Here is a 3,027-nt window from a genome sequence, read left to right on the forward strand (position 1 = left end):
ATATATTATAATTGGAAAAATTTTAAGTTTTTTATACTTTTTAGCTATTTTTATGTATTAACTATAGTCCAAAATTATATTGTTTTGAAAACAATTATTAATTCTTTTTATTGGATTAAACATAAAAGTAAATAAAAACAAAAAAAAAATTTAAAAAAAGAAAAGGAAGGAAATGCTTTCAAGATAACATTATTAAGAAGTCGTATCGTAAACGGGGGAAAGAAGCCCGAAATCATAAAAATGAATAAAAGGTAATAAAAAAAGTAAAAAAAATATTTAAAAACAAAACTATAGTCAACATACTAAATAGTAGTATAAAGCTATATTCTGCAATAAAAATTAAAGAAAATAAACCTCCCCCAAACTCGGTATTAAATCCTCTTACAAGTTCAGATTCTCCCTCAGAAAAATCAAAAGGAGAACGATTACATTCAGCAACACATCTCATTAACCAAATTACAATCAATATTAAAAGAATTATACAAATTCCTCTATTATTATTTATTATTATAATATAATTTAAAGAAAAATTTCTAAATAAAAATCTTATTAAAATAATAGTTAAAATTAACAAAACTTCATAGGAAATTCCTTGAGATACCCCCCGGTAAGAGCCTAATAAAGAAAATTTATTTCTTCTAGATCATCCTGAAATTAAAAGAAAATAAACAGAAAGACCTAAAATGCAAAATAATAGTATAGCAGATATATGGATATAAATTGTATTTACTGGATATACCATTCAAGATAGAAATCTTAAAATTAAAAAAAAAATAGGAGAAAAAAAAAATATTAAATAATTCAAATTAATCATTTTTCTATATTCTTTAGAAAATAACTTTAATGCATCTGAAATAGGTTGTATAAATCCCATTAGCCCTACTTTATTAGGCCCTATACGAATATGGCTATATCCTAATACTTTTCGTTCTAATAAAGTAAAAAATGCTACTCTAAGTAAAATTGGAAGAATCATTATAATATATTTTAATGAGATAATAAATTTTATAAAAATTTTAAATTTTAGATTTTTTATCATAATCCATGATTAACTTTACAATCCTTTCGTACTAGTAAAATAAAAATATATAGATAAAAACCAATCTGGCTTACGCCGATTTGAACTCAGTTCATGTAATAGTTTAAAAGTCGAACAGACTTTCTTATTTTGCCTTCTTCAACAAATAGAATTATTAAACCAACATCGAGGTAGTAATCTTTTTTATAGATAAGAACTCTAAAAAAAAATAACCCTGTTATCCCTAAAGTATTTTTCCTATTATTTTAATTTAAGTTCAAATAAACAAAGAATTTTTTAAAATAAAGATTTACCCCAAATAAAAATTTTTAGTTTTTAAAAAAAAAATTAAAAATATAAAAATTTTAGGGTCTTCTCGTCTTAAAATTAATTTCAATTTTTTCATTGAACAAATAAATTTTTATAGGCAAGTAAAATTTAAAATATATAAATCCATTCATACAAGTCTTCAATTAAAAGACTAATGATTATGCTACCTTAGCGCTATAGCGGCAATTTAAATAATTTTCATTGAGCAGGAATCATCTTAAAATATAAGAATAAGTTTTTGTTAAGCAGTTATATTTTATTTTTCTGAGTTTTTTTACTATAGTAAAAAAAAATACTAATTAATTAATTATAAAAAGATTTTAAAAATTAAATTTCTTTACAAATTTTGTAATTTTATGTTATAAAATCATTTGAATTACTTTCAAAAATTCTTTATAAAAAGATTTTTTTAGAGAATTCTAAAAAGCTAATCCTTTATAAATTTATAATAAAAAAAAAATTGTATAAAACAAAAAAAATTTAAACTAAAAAAATAATCAAGCAAATCATTTAAATATAAATTATATTTTATTCAACATATTAAATATATTAATTATAGATCATAAAAGAATTTGTTTTATATAACTAAATTTTAATTAACCTTATACAAAAGGAATAAAACATAAACAATAAACCAATTCTGTTAATTAACATATCTTTTGCATAAAGTTCTTAAATCTATAATATTTAGTTAATTAACTTATACTTTCTTCCTTTAATCTCAAAAATTATGATGCTAATACACCTAAAGTATCTTTATTAGATGAAAAATTAATTATTTGCATTAATTATGATTTATAGTCATCTGAATAATAAGCTTGTATCATTTTGATGTAATGATTTTTTTATTCTTATTATCACAAGAATATAGTTAGAATTTACAATTCTTATTTTATGATTTAATAGATTAAGCTATAATTTAAGCTATTGAGTTCATACCTCATTGAATAAAACTATTTATAATATTAAAACTATTGGTACTTATTATTTTACTACTATCGTCTTTATTGTTTCTGATAATAAAATTTTGATTTATAATATGAATTATGATGGAAATTAGACTATTATCTTTTACTTTTTACCTAGTAATAAATGAGAAAAATTTTTCTCCCTCTGTGGAAATTTCTATAAAATATTTTTTAACTCAAATTATTATTTCTATTTTCATTTTAGTAAGTTTTATCGGAGTAATTAAAAATCAACTAGAAGAAATATATATCCCTATAAGTAACAATATTATTTTTTTTGTATCTATTTTATGTAAAATGGCTATTTTCCCATTTCATTGATGAATACCTATGGTTGCAATTCGAATAAGATGATGAAAAATATTTTTAATAATAACTTGATTAAAAATTATTCCTATGTATTTACTCTCTTTTTTAAGTGTTAGTTTAATTTTAACTATTATTATATGTATATCTATTGTTTTTAGAACAATAATTCAATATTTTTATAGTTTTACTAAGTTAATTATTATTTGGATCCTATTATTTATTCTATTGTTAGTTTTTTGTATCATACTGATTAATTGTCTTTGTTTAGATATTTTAATAACTCTTATTAAAACTAATGAATAAATTGTTAAAAAAACTATTCTAACTAAAAAAGAAAAGGAAGGAAATGCTTTCAAGATAACATTATTAAGAAGTCGTATCGTAAACGGGGGAAAGAAGCCC

General features: G+C 20.3%; 1 pseudogene. It reads right to left on the reverse strand.

The features are described from left to right. Positions 1 to 232: 232 nt before the first annotated feature. Positions 233 to 1,039 (reverse strand): annotated as a pseudogene (locus GFB48_RS17865) (NADH-quinone oxidoreductase subunit H). Positions 1,040 to 3,027 lie beyond the last annotated feature (1,988 nt).

The sequence above is a fragment of the Paraferrimonas sp. SM1919 genome (assembly GCF_010993985.1).
Lineage (GTDB): Bacteria > Pseudomonadota > Gammaproteobacteria > Enterobacterales > Shewanellaceae > SM1919.